Raw genomic sequence first — 15,690 nt, forward strand, 5'->3', positions numbered from 1 at the left:
CTCAGCGCTTCTGGTTCTCGCGCAGCTTCAGGCTGCCCTGGTAGCGCAGCGCATGCGGATAGTCTTCCTTGCCGCCCGCGTCCTGCGCCATCATCTTCTGCTGGCTTGCCTCGGTCTTTGCGAGCAGCGTCGTCGGCAGGTTGAGAACGCCCTTGATCTGGTCGTACTGCCCCTGCGTGATGCGCCCCACCGACAGCAGGCGGAACGCGTCCCGCTCGATGTTCAGCAGGAGCGGCTTGTTGTCCGCAAAGTTCTGCGCCTTGGCCAGCAGGTCGCTCCACGACTGCGTGCTGTAGTTGCTCACGTAGTAGTCCTGCCCCGTGGGCCCGGCCAGCACCGCGGTGCAGCCAGGAAGCTCCAGCTGCGTGGTGCTGGTGGCCATGACGAAGGTCTTGCGCTGCTCCATCGCGTCGCCGTAGGCCAGCGTCACGGGAATGGTCCAGGTCGAGGCCGGATAGGCGTTCTGGTTGGGGAACGACTCCTGGCTGATCGACACGAAGGTGCGGTCGCCCGCGCATTGCGCGTCCACCGTCAGCAGCGGCACGCCGGTCTGGCGGATGAAGCTGTCGCCGATGTCCGCCACCTTCTTGCCGCCGCTCGCCTTCTCCAGCGAGGTCCACAGCCGCGACGGCGTCGCGTTGCCGAAGGCGTAATCCTTCAGGTAGATCTGCAGGCCCTTCTGCATCGCCTCCTCGCCGATGTAGTTCTGCACCGTCTCCAGGACGTGGCTGCCCTTGTTGTAGACGAAGATCGACGGGCTGATGAAGCCGAACGAGCCCGCATCGTTGAGGTTGCGCTGCACCGGCACCGCCGTGTCCTTCAGGTCGGCCACGATCACGGTGTGCTTGTCGAGCACGTAGTCGGAAAAGCTGTAGTAGTCGGGGTGGAACTTGATCGTGGTGCGGCGGTCGAACCAGCGCGCGAACGATTCATTGAGCCACACGTTGTCCCACCAGTCGAGCGTGACGAGGTCGCCGAACCACTGGTGCGCGATCTCGTGCGTCACCACCGTCACCGAATACAGCGTGGGCGTTTCGCCCGGCTTGGTCAGCACGCGGTCGGCAAACTCGAAGATCGAACCCCAGTTCTCCATGCCGCCGAAGCCTGTGTTGGGCTTGTTGTCGTAGCTGTCGTTGGCCGCCACGGTGTCGAACTTCTTGAACGGCAGTGGAATGCCGGTGTAGTTGTAGTAGTAGTCCATCGCCACCTTGGTCCACTCCATCGCAAAGTTGGCCCAGGTGGAGCGGCCCGGCGGCGTGAACCAGCGCAGCGGCATCTCGCTGCCGTCGAGCGGGCTCTTGAAGGTGTCCGACAGAACATCGAACTTGCCGCCGCCGAAGAACGCGAGGTACATCGGCATCGACGGGGTCTTCTCGAACGACACCTGCTGGTAGCCGTCGGGCAGCTTGACGGCCGACTTCTGCGCGGCGTTCGACACGGTCTGCCAGTCGCCCGGCACCTCGGCGGAGATCTCGAAGCTGTGGCGGAAGGCCGGCTCGTCCCAGCCCGGGAACCACTGCCGCGCATAGTTGGTTTCGCCCTGCGTCACGATCGCGTCGCTGCTCACGCCCTCGGGCGTGGAAAGGCCCACCTTGAAGACGCCGGTCGCGGCCGAGCAGAACGGATTGCGGGCCATCTCCTCGGGCGGGCAATATTCCGCATCGGAGAACTGGATCTTGCCGTCCCACTCCATGTGCAGCAGGTACTTGCCCTTGGCGATCTGCCCGTCGTTGCGCCGCAGTTGCACAAAGTCGCCCAGCGTCTGCGGCGTGGGCACCAGCGCGATCACCTCCGAAGGATTCGACAGCTTGCGCAAGGTGGTGCGGCCGTTCGCAAACTTGAGGTTGTGCGCGGCAACCACAATGGCATCCACCGGCTTGAGCACCTCGATCTCCACGTCGCCGCGCCCCACGAAGGTCTTCAGCGCCGCATCGGGCCTGAACCACAGCTTGTAGTTGATGGGCCAGACGGTGTCGGGCAGCTCCATCGGCTTCACCGAGCGGTCGACCGCGGCCACGGCCGATTCCTGCGACGAAGGCGCACCGTCCTCGGGTGCCTTGCTCGAATCCTGCGCGCCGCTTGCGAGCGTCGACGACGCGCCAAGGCCGGCGCCGCCAAGCGATGCGCCGCCGCCGCCGTCTCCGCCACCGCCGCACGCCGTCAAGGCGGCAAGCATCACGGCGGAGAGGGCCAGGTGGTGAACGACGGGTGTATTCAGTTTTTTCATGATCGCCTCTGGGTACTCTGGGTAAGGAACATGCGCAGCACTGCGAACGCCAGCGGATAGCCGGCGCTGCACATGGCACGCGGGATGAGATGAAAAGCCAATCGCGGAAAACGGCGGGCGGCACAGCGCCCTCCCGCCGAACACCGGGTTCGTCAGGAACGCACGCTCAGGCCGGATCGCACCGCTCGGGCTTCGGCGGTCCCAGGATGCGCGGAGTGACCGGAGCCATTTCCGTCAAGGCGCGGTGATGGAAGACGTGCGGGCGCGGATGGCGGCGCGTGGGAGCGGGCTCAGTGCCCGTGCATCGATGCGACGCTCTGCCGCGTCGAAGGAAGAACGGCCGGCGCCGAAGCGGCAGCGGCAGGCCTGCAAGCGGCTCTTGTCTTTGTTTTCACGCGCATTCCCTCGTCCGTTGAAGTGCGCACAGTTGTAGCTGATCGAATCTGGCAGCTCAACGACCCGCGGAACTTTTCTCTCTCAAAATGTTCGCGCGCCATAAGTCGAATGGCGTCATGGCCCGCGCTGCGGGCCATGCGATACGAAGATGGTTCTGCGCCCGCAGCATCGGCTCGCGTGGTCCGCAGGCACGGGGCCCGTTCGCTGTGACGCAGCAGCCACAGTACGAAGGTTCCAGCGAGCGCCGCCGCTACGAAAGTTGTGAACCAGAGACCGCAGTCATGCGCTGCGCGCGTTCGCGCCACCACAGCAGCAGTCCGCAGGCGAACACCACCGCCTGCGTGCCGATGAGCAGCGCAAAGCCCGCAAAGAAGCCCGCCGCCGAGGAAGCCGCGGTCACGGCCGCACCCGCGCCGCCGCCGTGCGACACCGCGCTGATCACGCCGCCCATCAGCGCCGGCATGAAGGCCGCCACCAGGCTGCCCGCGCCGTTCGTCACGCCGAAGGCGCTGGCCGTGTGCTCGGGCCGCGAGCAATGCTGCACCGTGCTCGGAATGGCCGGGCTCTGCAGGCCCCAGAAGAAATTGGCCGCCACCAGGCAGCATGCGGCCGCATACGGATCGCGTGCGTTGATGGCCATGAGCACCGACAGCGCCACGCCCGCGCTCGCGCCCATGAAGATGAACGGCACGCGGTCGCGCCCGAGCCTGTCGATCAGCACGCCGCCCACGAACACCGCAAGCACCGTGGCGTACTGCGGCGCCGACGCGATCCAGCCCATCTCGCGCAGCGAGAAGCCGCGCGCCTCGCGCAGGTAGGTCGGCAGCCAGTTGCTGCTGCCCCAGAGATAGGCCAGCGCCGCCGAAGTGAGCAGCGTGATGATGAACAGGTTGCGCGAGTGCAGCGCACCCCGCACGATGCCGCCGACGCGCGCCATCGCCTCGCCAAGGGAAGACGGCCTGGCCCCGTCTTCATGGCCCGCCGGCATGCGCACGAAGGCCAGCACCAGCGGAATGCCCAGTGCGATGTTGAGGACCCCCAGCACATGGAAGGAGCTGTCCCACGCGAAGCGCGTGAGCAGGTAGCCCACCAGCGGATAGCCCACCGCCAGCCCGAGCCCCGTGCCCATGTTCACGAGCGCATTGGGCTTGCCGTTCTCGTCGCTCCTGAAGTGCGCCTTGATGTAGGACGACGCGAGCGAGAACAGCGGTCCTTCCGACACGCCCAGCAGCACGCGCGAGGCCAGCAGCAGGCCGTAGCTGTCGAACAGGGGCGAGGCCCAGGTCACCACGCCCCACAAGATGAGGCCGTAGACCAGGCTGCGGCGCGCGCCGAACAAGGCCGAGCAGAACGGCGTGAGCACGAAGGCCGATACGCCGTAGCCCAGCATGAAGGCCGTGGCCAAAAAGCCCTGGCTCACGCGGTCGGAAGCGGCAATGCCCGCGTGGCTGAGGAACGCGGCGTCGGTGATCAGCACCGCGATGTTGATGCGGTCCACGTAGGAGATCGCGACGATCACGAACAGCGTGGCGACGCCGTACCAACGAAAGTTCTTGCTGTGCATGGCCCGGGCCTTTTTTGCGTGGATGGTGCTGGCGCGCCCTGCGCCTAGAACATGTGCCGCATGCCCAGCTCGACGCCGCTGGACGAGCGGCCCGGCATGGTGATGGCACCCGCCAGCGCCTGCGCGGCGCCGTTCCTGTTGCTGATGCGCGCGAGCGTGCCGTACAGCGCGCTGCGCCTGGACAGGTTGTGCACGTAGCCGATGGCCAGTTTCGACGAGGTGGGCTCGCGCACCGCGTTCGCGGGCTCCAGCTTGTAGCGTGCATACGAGGCCTTGATCTCGCCCGGCCCGATGGGCAGCTGGAAGCCGACGAGCACGCCCTTGGCGTCGGTGCTGCCCTTCGATTCCTTGTACAGCTCGCTCGTGAGCTTGAGGTTCATGAGCGAAGGGCCGAAGCTGTAGGCCGCGCCCAGGTTGGTCACGCGCAGGTCGCCGCTCGCATAGCGCGTGCGGCCGGTGGCAATGGCCACGTGCAGGCCGCCGCTCTGGTAGCCGAAGCGCGCGCCGGTGTGTTCGCCGTCATGCTTGCTTGGCACCCTGGTGCCCGGCAGCAGCGCGTTCGAATCGTTCTCGCCCATCGCATACATCACCTGCCCGTAGAAGCCGCCGAGGTTCGCGGGCAGGAAGTAGCCGATGCTGTTCGAGGCGCGCGTGCCGGTCGGTGCGACCAGGCCGCCCAGGCCCGAGAAATAGATCTGGTTGGCGCCGATGCCGCCGCCCGTGCCAAAGGGATCGAAGATGGCCGTGTTCCAGAATGCCGGCACGTAGTCGCGGCCCAGGCGCACTTCGCCGAACGGGCCCGCGAGGCTCACCGTCGAGCGGCGGTTGAAGCTCAGCACGCCCGCCGGGCCGTTGCCGCTGGCCTGGTTGTTCGAGTTCGACGGAAAGCCCGTGCCGCTGTCGTTCTGCAGGCCCATCTCCATCCAGAAGTTGGCCGAGTACCCGCCGCCCAGGTCTTCCGTGCCGCGAAAGCCGAGGCGGCTGAACATGTTGCCGCTGTTGGTCAGCTGCGTCTTGTGGGCCGACCCGTCGCCGCTGCCGCGCGTGTAGGTGACGGCCGCGTCGACCACGCCGAAGAGCGTGACGGAAGATTGGGCCAGCGCTCCGCCAGCCGCGCTGGCCGCAGCCAGCGTGATCAAGTATTTTTTCATTGGATTTCGGGTTGGTTTTTCTCTGGCCGGCGGCCTCAGATGTCGAGCACCAGCCGCTCGCCCTTGCAGCGAGACACGCAGATCATCATGGTCTTGTTGGACGCGCGTTCGATCTTGGTGAGGATGCCGTCGTGGTGGTCGATCTCGCCTTCGAGCACCGCGGTTTCGCAGGCGCCGCAGACGCCTTCCTTGCAGCTGTGGTCGGGGTTCAGGCCGGCATCGATCAGGCTGTCGAGGATCGACTTGCCGGGCGGCACCTCGACGCTCCTTCCGCTCTTGGCGCACTCGACCACGCAGCTTTGCGTGGCGCTCGGCGCCTCCACGTGCACCGCGGCAAAGCGCTCGATGTGGGCATGGGCATAGCCCAGCGCCTCGCAGCTCTTCTCGAAGGCATCGAGCATCGGCGTGGGGCCGCAGCAGTAGTAGTGGCTGGCGGCACCCTTGCCGGCCAGCAGCGCGGCCAGGTCGGGCGGCGCGCCCTTCTCTTCGTCGAAATGCCAGGTGACCGGCACCGCATGCTCGCGCGCCAGCGCCTCGATCGCCTCGCAGAAGGCGGCCTCCTTGCGGGTGCGCGCGCAGTAGACCAGTTCCACCGGCCTGCCCAGGGCCGCGAGCCGCTGCAGCATGCACCAGATGGGCGTCACGCCGATGCCGCCGGCCACCAGCACCGAATGATCCGCGCTCTCTTCGAGCTTGAAGTTGTTGCGCGGCACCGAGATCGGCAGCGTCATGCCCACGCGCAATTGCTGGTGCACATAGCGCGAGCCGCCGCGGCTCTTGCGGTCGTTGAGCACGCCGACCACGTAGCGCTGGCGGTCGCTCGCCGGGTTGCACAGCGAGTAGCTGCGCACCAGCCCGTTGGGCAGGTGCAGGTCGATGTGGGAGCCGGCCTCGAAGGCGGGAAACTCCGTCTCGGGCGAAGCCGGCCGGAACTCGACGCTGACGATGCCGTCGGCCTCGTAGCGCATCGTGTGCACCAGGGCGTTCAGCGTGGGGGAAGACATGGCAAGGCTTTCTATGGATCAGGCCGCGGCCGCGGCAGCTTCTGCGAGCTGTGCTTGCGCGAGATTGCGCATGTGGCGGCGCAGCCGCACGATGCCCAGGTCGTGCTGGTAGAGGTTCTCGTGCTGGTTGGCGTCGGGCTCCATCTCTTCGAGCATCACGCGGTCCTGCTCGAGCACGTGCCAGTGGCGCGCCTCCAGGCGGTTCTTGTAGAGGAAGCGCCAGGTGTCGCGCTCCCAGCCCCGCGGCAGCTTGCGCACGCGCCAGAAGAAGGTGGCCGTCATGCCCTTCGCGATCGGCGAGAAGGCGCCGACGATGATGAAGTTGCCGCCGGGGCCGCCGGTCTTCGGATATGGAATTTCCAGGCGCATCCAGTGGATGCCGGTGTCGGCCCATTCGGTCCAGTCGAAGTTGACGTTGCGCTGGCCTTCCTTCTCGAACACGAAGCCGGTGTCGGTCTGGCGGATGCCGAACTTGGCCGTCGAATCGCCCTCGGCCATCGAATGCGACTGCTTGTGCAGGTAGGTGCCGTGCATCGGGTCCATCACGTTGTCGAGCACGTAGCGGTAGTCGCCCTTCCACTCGGTGTAGCAAAGGAAGCTCGAATACTCGGCGTCGTCCGTGAGCTGCTCGGGCAGCACGAGCGGCGGCGGCACGTCGACCGATTCCTTCCCGTTGTAGAGGAACACCGCGCCCGCGCGTTCCTGCACATGGAAGTGCCGCGTGGCCTGCGAGCCTTCGAGCTTGCAGCCCGGGCTGCCGGGCACGCGCGTGACGACGCCGTCATGGCGCACTTCCACGCCGTGGTAGGGGCACGAGAGCCGGTCGCCCAGCACCACGCCCTGCGACAGCGGCGCGCCGCGGTGCGGGCAGCGGTCTTCCAGCGCATGCAGCACGCCTTCGCCGTCGCGCCACAGCGCGATCTTGCGGCCCAGGCGGCGCAGCGAGACGGGGTTCTCCTTGATGAAGTGCGAGGGGCAGATCGGGTACCAGAGATCCTTCAGGCCGATCTCGAGCAGGTGGTCGACCGGGTCTGCGGCAACGGGGGTGATGGCGATGGTCATGGTGTGATGCTCCTCAGGCGGCCAGCGTGGCCATTTCCTTGCGGTACAGCGCCTCGGTCCAGGGCTGGCCGCCGGGTGTGGCCAGGCCGCTGTCGTTCAGGCGCTGCACGAGGCTGGGCAGGTCGTGGATGCCGTCGGCAAAGGCGCGCTCGATCACGTCGCCCAGCAGGTCTTCATAGGTGGTCGCGGGGCGCTGGCGCGCCTGGTGCGGTTGCAGGTAGCGGTCTTGTTGCATGGTTGCCTCCGTGGGGTGAGGTGGATGTGAATCAGGCGGTGGCAGTGGCGCCCGCGGGGGCGCCCAGCGGCACGGCCCAGGCGTCATAGCCATAGACCCAGTCGGCATTGCCGCCTTCGCGCAGCCAGTTGTTGCCGCGCGAGCCAAGCTGCACCTGGCTGGCGCGCTCGATGCGCGCGGCCTGGTAGGCCTGCAGCGCAGAGGGCACATCGGCCATGGCAATGCCTTCGAGGTGGCGCGACAGCACCACGGCGTCTTCGATCGCCATGCCCGCACCCTGCGCCATGAAGGGCAGCATCGGGTGCGCGGCATCGCCGAGCAGGGCCATGCGGCCGGCGGCCCAGGCCGGCATGGGGTCGCGCTCGTACAGCGCGGTCTTCAGCACCGTGTCGCAGGCGTCGAGCAGGGCGCGCGCCTCGGGGTGGTAGGCCACGTACTGCTCGCGCAGTTCGTCGACGCTGCCGGGCGCGGTCCAGGATTCGAGATGCCAGGTGTCCTGCGGCGTGGTCGCGAAGATGAAGATGTCCCTGCCGCGGTTGAGCGGGAACGTGACGATCTGGCTCTGCGGATTCGGGCCCCACCACTTGGTGAAGGCACCGAGGTTCGGCACGCCCGCCACGCGCTCGGCGGGCACCACGGCGCGATAGGCGACGATGCCGGTGAAGCGCGGGCTCTCGGCGCCGAACATGGCGGTGCGCACGCACGAGTGGATGCCGTCGGCGCCGAGCAGCGCGCCGACGCGGGCGCCGGTGCCGTCGCTGAACGAGAGGCTCACGCCCTTCTCGTCCGCCGCGATGGTCTCCGCGCGCTTGCCCAGCGCCACGCACTCGGCCGGGAACATGTCGGCCAGCGCAGCCAGCAGATCGGCGCGGTGGATGGTGAGCTGCGGTGCACCGTAGCGCTGCTCGGCCGAATCGGCCATCTCGAGGCGCGAGGTTTCCTCGCCCGTGTCGTAGGTGCGGCTGATGCGGTGCGAAGGCCGGGCCGCCGTGACCCGCGCGGCCTCGCCCACGCCGAGGCCGTCCAGCGCACGCACCGCATTGGGCGTGAGGTTGATGTCCGCACCGACGCGGGCGAACTGCTTCGCCTGCTCGAACACGGCCACGTCGTGCCCGGCGCGCCGCAGCGCGATGGCCGCCACCAGGCCGCCGATGCCCGCGCCGACGATGCCGATGGTGGATTCGCTTGTCTTCATGGGTGTCTCCCCTTTTTGTTGTTCGCGACTCACTCGGCCACGATGTTGCGGGCCTTGATGATCCTGGCCCACACGGCTGTTTCTTCGCGGATGTGCGCGGCAAACGCGGCCGGCTTCATCGCTGCATCCGTCATGCCTTGGGCTTTCAGGCGCTCGCGCACGTCGGGCTGCGCCAGCATCTCCGCGGCGTCTTTCGCGAGCTGCTCGACCACGGCGGGCGGCGTGCCCTTGGGCGCCAGCAGGCCATACCACGAGGTCACGGCCACGCCCTGGATGCCCTGCTCCGCCAGCGTCGGAATGTCGGGCGCGGCCGGGCTGCGCGCGGCCTCGGTCACGCCCAGCGCCACCAGCTTGCCGTTCTTGATGAAGGGCATGGTCGCGGGCAGGTTGCTGAACATCAGCGGCACCGCGCCGCCGAGCACGTCGTTGAGCGCGGGCGCGGTGCCCTTGTAGGGTACGTGCAGCATCTCGATGCCGGCCTGCTGCTTGAACAGCTCGCCCGCCAGGTGCAGGCCGCTGCCCACGCCGGGCGAGGCGTACGAGAGCGAATCGGGCTTGGCCTTGGCCCGCGCCACCAGCTCCTTCGCGCTCTTGATGCCCGACGAGGGCGAGGCCACCAGCACGTTGGGCGCCTTGGCCAGCATGGTGACGGGCACGAAGTCCTTCTCGATGTCGAACGGGAAGTTCGGCATCAAGGTGGGGTTGATCGTGAGGTTGCCCGCGGGCACCACGAGCAGCGTGTGGCCGTCGCCCTTGGCGCGCTTGACCTTGTCGATGCCGATGTTGCCGGCCGCGCCGACCAGGTTCTCGACCACCGCGGCCTGGCCGTAGCGCTTGGCGAGCCCGTCCGACAGCACGCGCGCCAGCGTGTCGACCGGACCGCCGGGCGGGAACGGCGAGACGATGGTGAAGCGCTCGCTCGAGAGCTGCTTCTGCACCTCGCCCTGCGCCTGCGCGGGCGAAGCGATGGCAAAGGCCGACAGCGCGGCGAACACAAGGGAAAGGGAAAGGCGTCGTTGCATGGTGGTGGTTGTGGGATTCACTTTTTCTCCGTGAGGAAGGCGCCCTTCGGCCCTTCCGCGTTCTTCTGGCGGCGCGTGTTGCCGTCGAGGCCGCCGTCGACCGCCCATTCGGCGAACACCGTAGGCCCTGGCTCGAACTCGCGCGGCTGCCAGTCGGCCGTGAGCTGGTCTTCGTCCGCGTAGTACTCGATCAGGCCGCCGGCCGGATTCTTGAAGTACCAGAAGTAGGCCGACGACACCGGATGCCGCCCCGGGCCCAGCTGCGTTTCCCAGCCGCGGCGCGAAAAGTGCAGGCCACCGCCGAACACCTCGTGGATGTCGCGCACGGTGAAGGCGACGTGGTTGAGCCCGCGCTTGCCCGAGGGGATCTGCAGCAGGAACAGGTCATGGTGGCCGCCCTCCGGCGCGCAGCGCATGAACGCGCCGCGCTTCGGATAGCTGTCGGACGAAATGAAGCCGAAGCGCTGCGCATAGAACGCGCTGGTGGCCGCCACGTCGCTCACGAAGAACACCACGTGGCCGACCTCGATCGGCGTCGCGCGTTCGTAGACCGGTGCGGGCTGGTTGACGCGCGGCTTGGCGTTCCAGGTGTTCATGGCGCCGCAGTCGACTTCGACCGCATGCTTGCGGCTGACCTGCAGGCGCACGGCCAGGCCGTTGGGGTCGATGCAGCCGATGCGGCGCGCGCCGTCGACCGTGCCATCGAAGAAGGCCGGGTCCCTTGCGATGGCGGCGGCGTAGCGATCGAGGTCCGCCTCGCTTTCGACGCCCCACACCACTTCGCGCAGCGTCGGGCCCTCTTCCATCGCGCTCGGCAGGCCCGCCTTGTCCAACGCCGCGACGACCACCTTGCAGCCGTTGAGGCATTCGAAGACGAGTTCGTCGGCCGCTTCCGACTTGAGCGCCAAGCCCCAGTCCTCGAAGAAACGGCGGCAGGTGGGCAGGTCGTCCGCCCCGTAGGTGATCTGGTCGATGCCAAGTACGCTCATGTCAGTGCCCAGGGCAGAGGTTGTTCGTTGGTGCCCCAGTACATGCTCTTTTGCTCCATGTACTGGAAGATGCCTTCGCGGCCCTTCTCGCGGCCGAGGCCGCTGTCGCGCCAGCCGCCGAAGGGGGTGGAGACCGAGAACTGCTTGTAGGTGTTGACCCAGACGGTGCCGGCCTGCACCGCGCGGCCGAGCTTCCAGGCGCGCTTGAAGTCGCGGCTCCAGACGCCCGCGGCCAGCGCGTAGACGCTGTCGTTGGCCTGCGCGATCAGCGACTCCTCGTCGTCGAAGGGCATCGCGACCAGGACCGGGCCGAAGATCTCTTCCTGGCTGATGCGTGCGCTGTTGTCCAGGCCCTCGATGATGGTCGGCCGGTAGAAGTAGCCCTTGTCGTAGTCGCCGCCATGGGGCCGCACGCCGCCGGTGCGGATGCGCCCGCCTTCGGACACGCCCAGCTCCACATAGCGCTCGATGCCCTCGCGGTGCCTGGCGGTGATGAGCGGGCCCATCTGCGTGCGCTCCGAAGCCGGGTCGCCCACGCGCAAGGCATTGGCACCTTCGGCCAGCCGCGTGAGGAACTCGTCGTAGATGCCGCGTGCCACAAAGAGGCGCGAGCCGGCGATGCACGATTCGCCCGACGAGCTGAAGATGCCGTAGAGCACGCCGCTCACCGCATGGTCGAGGTCCGCATCGTCGAGCACCATGGTGGGCGACTTGCCGCCCAGCTCCAGCGACACCGGCATCATCTTGTCGGCCGCGATGTGCGCGATGTGCTTGCCGGTGGTGGTGCCGCCGGTGAACGACACGCGCTTGACCAGCGGATGCTTCGTGATCGCATCGCCGATGACCGATCCCTTGCCCGGCAGCACGCTGACGATGCCCTTCGGCACGCCGGCCTGCTCGCAGATGCGCGCGAGCTCCAGCGCCATCAGCGGCGTGACTTCGGCGGGCTTCACGACCACCGCATTGCCGGCCGCCAGCGCGGGCGCGAGCTTCTGCGCTTCGCTCGCGATCGGCGAGTTCCACGGCGTGATCGCCGCGACCACGCCCATGGGCTCGTGCACGCTCATCGTGACGAAGGCGCCGCGCGAGGGGGTGATGGTTTCTTCGAGCGTCTCCAATGCTGCCGCGAAGAACTGGAAGGTGCCCGCGGCGCTGGCCACGAGGTTGCGCGTTTCGTTGATCGGCTTGCCGTTGTCCAGGCGCTGCTTCTGCGCAAGGCTTTCGCTCTCTTCGCGGATCAGCTGCGCCACGCGGTGCAGTACCGCGGCGCGCTCGTGCGGCAGGCGCTGTGCCCAGCCGCTGGTGCGGAAGGCATGATCGGCGCGCGTGATGGCCTCCTCGACATCGGCCAGGCTCGCGGCCCTGAGGCGCGCGATCGGCTCGCCCGTGGCGGGATAGAGGCTCTCGTACACGTCGCCGCCGCCCAGGCGCCATTCGCCGGCAACGCAGATCGGAAGAAGTTCGGAAGAAATCATGGTGGGGAATGGCTCAGATGGCGAGCGCCGCGGCCCGGTTGCGCAGCGCACGCACCGCGCTGTAGACGGTGAGCGCGGAGGTCTTGGGATTGGCCGCAAGCGGCTTGTTGCGCATGGTCAGCTCGAAGCTGCCGAAGGCGCCCTCGGCCTCGACCGTGTGCACGTTCTCGGCGATGGCCGGATCGGCAATGAGCCGCACCATCGTCCTGTCGAGCCCCAGCCCCGCGAGCGACACGGTCGCCGCCACGTTGGCGTTCTTGGGATAGAGCTGCGCCGCCTCGCGCGCGCTGCCTTCGAAGATCACGGTTTCCTCGGTCAATGCGTCGAGGTCGCGGCCCTGCTCGGCCGGCGTGCCTTTCCAGGCCTGCGGGGGCTTGCGGCCCGTGTAGCGCACGCTGCCCAGCCCGCCGATGCGAGCGGCGGCCAGTGCATCGATGGCGCCGATGGCGCCCGCGATCAGCTGCACCTGCGTGCGGCCGGCAGTGGCGGCGGCTTCGAGCCGTTCGGCAAGGCCCGCGGCCGACAGCGCGCCCACCGAGGCAACGATGCACGGCGTGCCGCGCGCGAGTGCCGGCAGCACATGCTCCTCGATGGCCGCATGCCCGGCCGTCTCGACCACGAGGTCGATGCCCGCAACCGGCACGCGGCTTGCAACCGGCACGCCGGGCACAAGCCTCTGCGCCGCGGCCACGCCTTCTTCAGGCACGACGATGGCCGCCACCGCCAGGGCCGTGTCGCCCTCGAGCAGTTCGAGCACCGAGGTGCCGATGGCACCGCAGCCGATGAGTGCAACGCGCAGCGCGGTCATGCCCGTCACTCCACCGACGTGGCCGCAGCCTTGCCGAGCGCCGGGATCTGCGTCACGGTGTTGGTCGGCGGGCCGGCGAAGGCGCTCTTGAATTCGCCGATCGACAGCATGTCGATCTCGAGCAGGAACGGGCCCTTCTTGGCCAGCGCCTCGCCGAGCTTCGCCCTCAGTTCGTCGATGCGCTGCACGCGCGCATGCGGCAGCGCCAGCGAGGCGCACAGCATCGCGTAGTCGGGCGTGTGCAGGTCGGCATAGCAGCGGCGGCCGCCATACTGCGCGTCCTGGATGTTCTTGATGACGCCGTAGCCCTTGTCGTTCATGAGCACGATCAGCATGTCGGCCTGCTCCTGCACCGCGGTGGCAAGCTCGCCGAGGTTCAGGATGAAGCCGCCGTCGCCCGCCAGGCAGAAGGTCTTGCGGCCCGAGCCCGTCTCGGCCGCGCCAATGGCCGCGCCAATGGCCATCGGCATGCCCTGCCCGATGCCGCCGCCCGTGGCGTGCACGCCCGCGCTCGGCTCGAAGATGCGCAGCTCGCGGTTGCCCCAGGTGCTGTTCGACACCGTGACGTCGCGCACCCAGTTGAAGCTGCGGCCGGCTGCGGCCTGTAGTTCCTTCACGAGCGCGGCATAGGGGCCGAGGCCGTCGGTCAGCGAGGCCACGGCCTGTTCGTGCGCGGCGCGCAGGTCGGCGAGCAGTTCGGGGTCGGCCTTGTACTTCGCGGCCTCGAGGCGGTCGGCCAGGCCTTCGAGCGCCAGCGCGGAATCGCCGCAGACGAACAGGTCGGTGGCGTAGCCGCGGCCTTCGGCGGCGGCGTCGGCATCGATTCGCAGCAGCGGGCGCGGCAGCTTCAGCTCGTACTTGAGCGTTTCGTTGCCGCGCAGCCGCGAGCCGACGACCAGCATTGCGTCGCAGCGCTGGTACAGCGCCTCGACCGGCTTGTGGATGTTGTAGGAGCCGAGCGAACCCGCGTCGTCCTCGGGCACCGTGCCGCGGCCCTGCGTGGTCGTGACCACGCCGAAGCCGAGCTTCTGCAGCCGGCGGATCGCAGCGCCCGCATGGCGCGCGCCGCCGCCGACCCACAGCATCGGGCGCCTGGCGGCTGCAAGGCGCGCGGCCAGCGCGTCGAGCGATGCGGCCGAAGGCACGGGCCGCTCGATCGGCAGCGGCGACAGGTCGGCCGGCATGGTCGTGAGCGCCGACTGGATGTCAATCGGGATCTCCACGCTCACCGGCCCGGTCGGCGCGGTCAATGCAAGCTGCACCGCGCGCTTGAGCGTGCCGAGCACCGTCTCCACGCTGCGCACCCGCAGGGCGGCCTTCGACACCGCCTTGAGCATGGTCAGCTGGTCGGGTGCCTCGTGGATGTACGACATGCCCTTGTCGAGATACGGTGTCTCGATCTGCCCCGTGATGTGCAAGAGCGGCGCACCGGCCGTCAAAGCCTCGACCATGCTGCCCGCGATGTTGCCGGCCGCCGGGCCCGTGCTGGTGAGGCACACGCCCAGGCTGGCCGTGGAGCGCGCATAGGCGTCGGCCATGTTGCCGGCCCCGGCCTCGCCGCGCGCGGGCACGAAGCGGATCGCGCCGCGCTGCGCGAAGGCATCGAGGATCGGCATGTTGTGGATCGAGATCACGCCGAAGGCCGCCTTGACGCCGCACTGTTCGAGAAAGGCCGCGACGACTGCGCCGACCGTGACCGTGTTGTTGTTGTTGGGGTTATGCATGGCGCGAAAGGCCTCCAGAGATATCGATGTGGCTGCCGGTCGTGTACGACGCGAGCGGCGAAGCGAGGAAAAGAATGGCGCGCGCGGCTTCGGTCGGAAGCCCCAGGCGGCCCAGCGGAATATGCTTGTTCTGCGCGAGCTGGCCGCTCCATGCGGCCCAGTCCTGCGACTTGTCTTCGCGCGCCTCGAAGCGGCGGCGCCACTGGCCCGACTCGACCAGGCCGATCAGGATGCCGTTCACGCGCACGCCCTGCGGCGCGAACTCGGTGGCCATCGAGCGCACGAGGTTCAGCAGGCCGGCGCGCGCGGCCGAGGTGGCGACCATGTGCGGCTCGGGCTGGCGCGCGAGCAGCGAGTTGGCGCAGACGATGGCGGCGTCGCCGTGCACGATGCGCTGCGCCGCGAGCTGCGGCAGGAAGGCACGCGTGGGGTTGATGACCGAGAAGAACTTGAGCTTGAGCTCTTCGGTCCAGGCCGCGTCGTCGGTGTCGGCGAAGGTGGAGACGCGCCCCTGCCCCGCGTTGTTGACCAGCATCGAGGCCGGGCCGAGCACGGCCTCGCTGGCGGCCGCAAAGGCGCGCACCGAGGGGCCGTCGAGCACGTCGCAGGGCTGCGCGAAGAGCCGCGCGCCCGCGTGCTTCTCGCGCAGGCCGGCCACCGCGCTGTCGAGCCGCCCGGCATTGCGGCCGCACAGCGCCACCGCGGCGCCGCATTCGAGCAGCAGCTCGACCGTGGCCAGGCCGATGCCCGAGGAACCGCCCGTGACCACGGCCACGCGGCCCGCCAGTGCGTCGGCGGCAAAGAAGGAAGAAGAAGTAGATGGCTGTGTCATGGCGTG

13 protein-coding genes are annotated in these 15,690 nt (G+C 68.4%); all 13 read right to left on the reverse strand.

The genetic code is table 11. From position 1 onward, the window contains the following. Position 1: 1 nt before the first annotated feature. Positions 2-2,227 carry a M1 family metallopeptidase gene (locus AC1DMS_RS04870; protein ID WP_278877584.1) on the reverse strand — a complete coding sequence of 742 codons (2,226 nt, stop codon included), beginning with the start codon at positions 2,225-2,227 and terminating at the stop codon, positions 2-4. A gap of 646 nt (positions 2,228-2,873) precedes the next feature. Beyond that, positions 2,874-4,187, reverse strand: coding sequence for an MFS transporter (locus AC1DMS_RS04875; protein WP_478180705.1), 1,314 nt, complete (start codon positions 4,185-4,187; stop codon positions 2,874-2,876). 44 nt (positions 4,188-4,231) lie between these two features. Continuing rightward, on the reverse strand, positions 4,232-5,338 hold the full coding sequence (locus AC1DMS_RS04880; protein ID WP_478180706.1) for a porin: 1,107 nt from the start codon (positions 5,336-5,338) through the stop codon (positions 4,232-4,234). Between the two features lie 35 nt (positions 5,339-5,373). Beyond that, positions 5,374-6,342 (reverse strand): PDR/VanB family oxidoreductase, encoded by a 969-nt coding sequence (locus AC1DMS_RS04885; protein WP_478180707.1) that lies wholly within the window; start codon positions 6,340-6,342, stop codon positions 5,374-5,376. 18 nt (positions 6,343-6,360) lie between these two features. Further along, positions 6,361-7,404, reverse strand: coding sequence for a Rieske 2Fe-2S domain-containing protein (locus AC1DMS_RS04890; protein ID WP_478180708.1), 1,044 nt, complete (start codon positions 7,402-7,404; stop codon positions 6,361-6,363). A gap of 13 nt (positions 7,405-7,417) precedes the next feature. Continuing rightward, complete coding sequence (locus AC1DMS_RS04895; protein WP_018904663.1) at positions 7,418-7,639, reverse strand: recombinase-like helix-turn-helix domain-containing protein; 222 nt, start codon at positions 7,637-7,639, stop codon at positions 7,418-7,420. A 31-nt stretch (positions 7,640-7,670) separates the two neighbouring features. Beyond that, positions 7,671-8,834 carry an FAD-dependent monooxygenase gene (locus AC1DMS_RS04900; RefSeq protein ID WP_478180709.1) on the reverse strand — a complete coding sequence of 388 codons (1,164 nt, stop codon included), beginning with the start codon at positions 8,832-8,834 and terminating at the stop codon, positions 7,671-7,673. A gap of 29 nt (positions 8,835-8,863) precedes the next feature. Next, complete coding sequence (locus tag AC1DMS_RS04905; RefSeq protein ID WP_418145506.1) at positions 8,864-9,856, reverse strand: Bug family tripartite tricarboxylate transporter substrate binding protein; 993 nt, start codon at positions 9,854-9,856, stop codon at positions 8,864-8,866. Positions 9,857-9,873: 17 nt separating this feature from the next. Then, entirely contained in the window at positions 9,874-10,845 is a 972-nt protein-coding gene (locus AC1DMS_RS04910) for a VOC family protein (RefSeq protein WP_012748262.1), read from the reverse strand. After that, entirely contained in the window at positions 10,842-12,320 is a 1,479-nt protein-coding gene (locus tag AC1DMS_RS04915) for an aldehyde dehydrogenase (RefSeq protein WP_412511139.1), read from the reverse strand. Before AC1DMS_RS04915 ends, AC1DMS_RS04910 begins: the two co-directional genes overlap by 4 nt. A gap of 13 nt (positions 12,321-12,333) precedes the next feature. Next, positions 12,334-13,128: an aspartate dehydrogenase gene (locus tag AC1DMS_RS04920; protein ID WP_478180710.1), complete on the reverse strand. Its 795-nt coding sequence runs from the start codon at positions 13,126-13,128 to the stop codon at positions 12,334-12,336. 5 nt (positions 13,129-13,133) lie between these two features. Beyond that, complete coding sequence (locus AC1DMS_RS04925; RefSeq protein WP_478180711.1) at positions 13,134-14,852, reverse strand: thiamine pyrophosphate-binding protein; 1,719 nt, start codon at positions 14,850-14,852, stop codon at positions 13,134-13,136. Next, positions 14,845-15,684 (reverse strand): SDR family oxidoreductase, encoded by an 840-nt coding sequence (locus AC1DMS_RS04930; protein ID WP_478180712.1) that lies wholly within the window; start codon positions 15,682-15,684, stop codon positions 14,845-14,847. Before AC1DMS_RS04930 ends, AC1DMS_RS04925 begins: the two co-directional genes overlap by 8 nt. Positions 15,685-15,690 lie beyond the last annotated feature (6 nt).

Source organism: Variovorax sp. 05T418 (genome assembly GCF_056396385.1).

Coding starts and splice junctions, on each gene's coding strand:
- AC1DMS_RS04870 (WP_278877584.1), bottom strand. CDS start 2,227: ATGAAAAAACTGAATACACCCGTCGTTCACCACCTGGCCCTCTCCGCC.
- AC1DMS_RS04875 (WP_478180705.1), bottom strand. CDS start 4,187: ATGCACAGCAAGAACTTTCGTTGGTACGGCGTCGCCACGCTGTTCGTG.
- AC1DMS_RS04880 (WP_478180706.1), bottom strand. CDS start 5,338: ATGAAAAAATACTTGATCACGCTGGCTGCGGCCAGCGCGGCTGGCGGA.
- AC1DMS_RS04885 (WP_478180707.1), bottom strand. CDS start 6,342: ATGTCTTCCCCCACGCTGAACGCCCTGGTGCACACGATGCGCTACGAG.
- AC1DMS_RS04890 (WP_478180708.1), bottom strand. CDS start 7,404: ATGACCATCGCCATCACCCCCGTTGCCGCAGACCCGGTCGACCACCTG.
- AC1DMS_RS04895 (WP_018904663.1), bottom strand. CDS start 7,639: ATGCAACAAGACCGCTACCTGCAACCGCACCAGGCGCGCCAGCGCCCC.
- AC1DMS_RS04900 (WP_478180709.1), bottom strand. CDS start 8,834: ATGAAGACAAGCGAATCCACCATCGGCATCGTCGGCGCGGGCATCGGC.
- AC1DMS_RS04905 (WP_418145506.1), bottom strand. CDS start 9,856: ATGCAACGACGCCTTTCCCTTTCCCTTGTGTTCGCCGCGCTGTCGGCC.
- AC1DMS_RS04910 (WP_012748262.1), bottom strand. CDS start 10,845: ATGAGCGTACTTGGCATCGACCAGATCACCTACGGGGCGGACGACCTG.
- AC1DMS_RS04915 (WP_412511139.1), bottom strand. CDS start 12,320: ATGATTTCTTCCGAACTTCTTCCGATCTGCGTTGCCGGCGAATGGCGC.
- AC1DMS_RS04920 (WP_478180710.1), bottom strand. CDS start 13,128: ATGACCGCGCTGCGCGTTGCACTCATCGGCTGCGGTGCCATCGGCACC.
- AC1DMS_RS04925 (WP_478180711.1), bottom strand. CDS start 14,852: ATGCATAACCCCAACAACAACAACACGGTCACGGTCGGCGCAGTCGTC.
- AC1DMS_RS04930 (WP_478180712.1), bottom strand. CDS start 15,684: ATGACACAGCCATCTACTTCTTCTTCCTTCTTTGCCGCCGACGCACTG.